This window comes from Vibrio sp. S234-5, assembly GCF_000960595.1.
GTDB lineage: Bacteria > Pseudomonadota > Gammaproteobacteria > Enterobacterales > Vibrionaceae > Vibrio.
Genome location: NZ_JZAM01000235.1, coordinates 1 through 4,207, shown reverse-complemented (window position 1 = coordinate 4,207; position 4,207 = coordinate 1). Strand labels below are relative to the sequence as shown.

5 protein-coding genes and 1 pseudogene are annotated in these 4,207 nt (G+C 40.1%); 3 read left to right on the top strand and 3 right to left on the bottom strand.

The window, feature by feature from the left end:
* Positions 1-300 precede the first annotated feature (300 nt).
* On the top strand, positions 301-546 hold the full coding sequence (locus UF06_RS14460; protein ID WP_045571071.1) for a type II toxin-antitoxin system CcdA family antitoxin: 246 nt from the start codon (positions 301-303) through the stop codon (positions 544-546).
* Positions 546-863: a CcdB family protein gene (locus UF06_RS14455; protein WP_020838906.1), complete on the top strand. Its 318-nt coding sequence runs from the start codon at positions 546-548 to the stop codon at positions 861-863. Before UF06_RS14460 ends, UF06_RS14455 begins: the two co-directional genes overlap by 1 nt.
* Before the next feature lie 461 nt (positions 864-1,324).
* Here UF06_RS14455 and UF06_RS24570 read toward each other — a convergent pair.
* Together UF06_RS24570 and UF06_RS28395 are read right to left on the bottom strand one after the other, a co-directional pair.
* A pseudogene (locus UF06_RS24570) lies at positions 1,325-1,453 on the bottom strand (DUF3265 domain-containing protein).
* 469 nt (positions 1,454-1,922) lie between these two features.
* Complete coding sequence (locus tag UF06_RS28395) at positions 1,923-3,170, bottom strand: hypothetical protein (RefSeq protein ID WP_171816736.1); 1,248 nt, start codon at positions 3,168-3,170, stop codon at positions 1,923-1,925.
* On the opposite strand from UF06_RS28395, the gene UF06_RS14440 reads away from it, so the two are divergent.
* On the top strand, positions 3,160-3,441 hold the full coding sequence (locus tag UF06_RS14440) for a hypothetical protein (protein WP_171816735.1): 282 nt from the start codon (positions 3,160-3,162) through the stop codon (positions 3,439-3,441). The two genes, UF06_RS28395 and UF06_RS14440, sit on opposite strands and share 11 nt — an antisense overlap.
* 633 nt (positions 3,442-4,074) lie before the next feature.
* Here UF06_RS14440 and UF06_RS24555 read toward each other — a convergent pair.
* Positions 4,075-4,207 (bottom strand): DUF3265 domain-containing protein (locus UF06_RS24555; RefSeq protein WP_139046365.1); only part of this gene is annotated, 133 nt, incomplete at its 5' end.

The window sequence follows — 4,207 nt, the reverse complement described above, 5'->3', positions numbered from 1 at the left end:
GCCAAAGAATAAGTGTCCAGAAAACAGCGCCCACTGAAGCAAACTTGCCGACAAACTCAAAACTAACCAGCCGAGGGAACAAAGAAAAGCCATAAACCACTGATTTTTGGTGATTAAGCATAACGCCCAATTAAGGGGTGAGCAACGCTACCACCCAACCTAACGCATTGTATCGTAAACACTAAATTTGAAGTAGAAGCAAAAATGCCAAGCGTTGGGAATCCCTCTTAAATTGTTTGTTATATGCCTTTCGTGCGCCTATACTTAATGCGCACTAAAAATACGCATAGGTAATTATCCATGAGAAACTCATATAGTACGCAAGCACCCAAAAAGGCTGCAAACTTAAGCTTAAACAGCGAACTACTCGCTGAAGCTAAGCGACTAAACATAAACCTCTCTGCAACAATGGAAAAAGCTCTTGAAAAAGAAGTTAAACAACGCCGTAAAACTGAGTGGTTAGAGCAAAATGCAGATGCTATTCGCGCTTGCAATGAACTAACAGAAAATCACGGCCTGTTTTCCGATTCTTACCGAGTATTCTAATGTCACAATTTTCACTATACCAAAATAACGATAAAAGCACTGCTACCGCTTACCCATACTTTGTTGATGTTCAAAGTGAAATGCTTGATACGCTGAATACCCGACTGGTGATTCCCTTAACACCAGTTGAAATGTTAGAGAAGAAAGCACCTACCCACCTGTGCCCAGTGATCCACATTGATGAAGGCGACTTCGTAATCCTAACTCATCAAATGGCGAGTGTTCCAACTAAAATCCTGCGTGATCCTGTGAATGAGTTGAGCACTTTTAGAAATGAGATTATTGCTGCTATCGACTTTCTGATTACTGGCATATAACGCCGCGTTAAGGGGCGCCGGCACGCAATACAAAAGTTGCTGCATAACACCTTAACCACTAAACCCAACGCAAATTGAAAATGCCACGCGTGCCAAGTCCCTCTTGAACGCCTTGTTATGCTTAAGCTTCAATGAGTTACCTTTTAATAGAACCAAGATTAACTCGACTTTGATTTACAAACAAAAGCCAAAACCTAAAAAACCGGAACGACTCATAATTTTTGAAAATCAGACTTTGAACTTAGCAGTCAAAACTCAAAAACCTAAGATCAAATTTCCGATTGAGCCAGCCGCCCTAACCTCGTGATTACCCGAGATTTGATTGAGGCAACTCTCTGAATTTTCAGCGCCAAAGAATAAGTGTCCGAAAAATAGCGCCCAATGAAGTCAACTTGCCGACAAACTCAAAACTAACCAGCCGAGGGAACAAAGAAAAAACATAAATCACTGATTTTTGGTGATTAAGCATAACGCCGCGTTAAGGGGTGAATGCCGCCTAAACCAACCTTCCGCAGACCACTTTCACCACCGAAAATCACCGCATACTAAAAATGCCACGCGGCATGAATCCCTCTTGAACGCCTTGTTATGCTTAAGCTTCAATGGGTTACGTTTTTCTGGAAACAAGATTAACTCGACTTTGATTCACAAACAAAAGCCAAAAGCTAGAAAACTGAAATGACTCATAATTTTTAAGAATCAGACTTTGAACTATGGCAATCAAAACTCAAAAACCTAAGATCAAATTTCTGATTGAGCCAACCGCCCTAACCTCGCGCTTGCCCGAAAATTGATTGAGGCAACGCTCTGAATTTCCAGCGCCAAAGAACAAGTGTCCGGAAAACAGCGCCCACTGAAGCTAACTTGCCGACAAACTCAAAACCAACCAACCGAGGGAACAAAGAGAAACCATAAACCACTGACTTTGCGTGATTAAGCATAACGCCGCATTAAGGTGTGAGCAACGCTACCACGAAACTAAACCATACAACCGTAAACACGAAACCCAACGATGGAATGAGAAATGCCAAGCGTTGGGAATCACTCTTAAATGCTTTGTTATACCTTTTTTGTCAACTTTTTCAGTAGTTTTTGTGGTTCGATCTTAAAAATTCCCCACTGCCAGCTTGTAAGCGATAGTCCACTATCCGCAATTTCAACATCAGGCTTATCAATCAAACTTTCGAGTAAAACAAGATTTTTGTTTGCATGCTTAAGATCAAATTTAAGCTGATCAATTGTCGCATCTTTAAGTTCAATGATGGCATTCTTCATTTGAACTTGGTTCTTAAAGCTCTCTATCTGATTTACTAACTGTTGTAAATTTGCTCTATCTATTGGAGTCAACGATTGGCTATGAGCTGGAAGGTATTCTATGTATGGTAACGTCAAATATTGGGTAAATAAATTTTCTATTGTTTTTAGTAACTCTGGAGCATCAACTGGAGAGACAATAATATTTGTAACGCCTTCTCGTTTCTCTGCAGATACAGTAGCATCAATATCTAATGCACTCAAAAACTCACCAAACCATATCAGATATTGTACACAAGCAACTTCATGTTCTTTTGGAAAATCAAAAACCTTTACTAAGATATTTGACGATCCTTTTTGATGGATCTGCGTAACGACATAATTATAACGCCGCTTTGCTATCCTAATGGCCTCATCCAGTGAGTCCTGAACATTCCCTCTTCTAAGGTTGCATTTGATCGATAAAGATGCCCAACCGTCCTCCTTTGTTACTTCACACTCAAAACCTAAAAGCTCCATATCACTTTTGTAATATTCCAAAAAACTATGCACTGTTGTGGGTTTATCCCAATTATCCCAATTAAATGTGATTGAGATCTTTACAAAAGAGCTCTCTCCTTTTTCAAATTCGATCCAATCTGCCAATTCAAAAATAGACGACTTCATATCAGTGGAAAATTTTAAACCGTCGGGAATATCATTTATATCGGATTGAAAAATTTGAGATGCTATAGGCCAGTCCACATCATCAGTATAAAATTTATAATCATTTTCCCGTGCTTCAATTTCAATTAACGAAATTCCGTCTTTATTAATTACAAGTTTTTTATTACTTACATCAAACTGAAGTACCATTAATCCTCCAAAGGTATAACGCCCGGTTAAGGGGCAGCCAACACCATTACCAAGCTTCCGCATAACACCGTAACCACAAAAACCAACGCATAATAAAAATGCCGCGCGTTGGCTGTCCCTCTTGAACCGTTTGTTATGTTTAAGCTTCAATGACTTACGTTTTACCAAAACCAAGATTAACTCGGTTTTGACTGACAAACAAAAGCCAAGACCTGAAAAACTGAAACGACTCATAGATTTGAAAAACAGACTTCGAATTTCGGCAATTCAAGCCCAAAAACCTGTGATCAAAATATTGATTGAGCAAGCCGAACCAACCTCGCGCTTACTTGAAAATCGATTGAGGCAATTCTCTGAATTTCCAGCGCCAAAGAATAGATGTCCAGAAAGCAGCGCCAAACGAAGCCAACTTGCCGACAAGCACAAAACCAACAAGCCGAGGGAGCAAAGAAAAGATACAACCAACTGATTTGACGTGATTAAACATAACGCCCGGTTAAGGGGCTGACAACGCAAAACACTGAACTTAAAATAACAGCCGTAATCACAAATGCCGATTTGAATAAAAACCGCCACGCGTTGGCAGTCCCTCTTGAACCGTTTGTTATGCTTAAACTTCAACACCTTACGCTTAACTTGCAGCCAGAATAACTCAACTTTACAAAACGAACCAAGCTGGAAAATTGATTAACCTGAACCTACTCATGATTTGAGTAAAAACTGGCTCTACTTCGAACCAAATTATAATAAAAACTTGCATCAGCCAAACTCACCACACGCTAGCGTGAAATTCAAATGAGGCAACTGCGACAAACTCACCGAGTCAGCAACATTGCCTTTTCATTAGATAGCGAAAAACAATTTCAAATTGCCGATACGCTTTGGGTTGATAAGCTGAGGAGCCAAATTACTCAAAGCAACTTTGAGCAAACAGCACTGACCACGCACAAACTCAACTCTAAAATGAGGCAATTACTCAGATTTATAGCGCCAACAAAACTGCCTTTTCTTTAGGCAGCGACGAACAATATTGAATTGCCGAAAAGCTTGAACGAATGGCTGAAGGAACAAAGAAAATTTGCAAGCGACTGAATTTATGAGATTAAGCATAACGCCGCGTTAAGGGGTGAGTGCCGCACAAACCAACTTTCCGCAGACCACTTTCACCACAAAAATCACCGCATACCAAAAATGCCACGCGGCACGAATCCCTCTTGAACGCTTTGTTATGTTTA

What these genes read in the sequence shown, in the direction of transcription:
- UF06_RS14460 (WP_045571071.1), top strand. Translation starts at nt 301, where the DNA reads ATGAGAAACTCATATAGTACGCAAGCACCCAAAAAGGCTGCAAACTTA.
- UF06_RS14455 (WP_020838906.1), top strand. Translation starts at nt 546, where the DNA reads ATGTCACAATTTTCACTATACCAAAATAACGATAAAAGCACTGCTACC.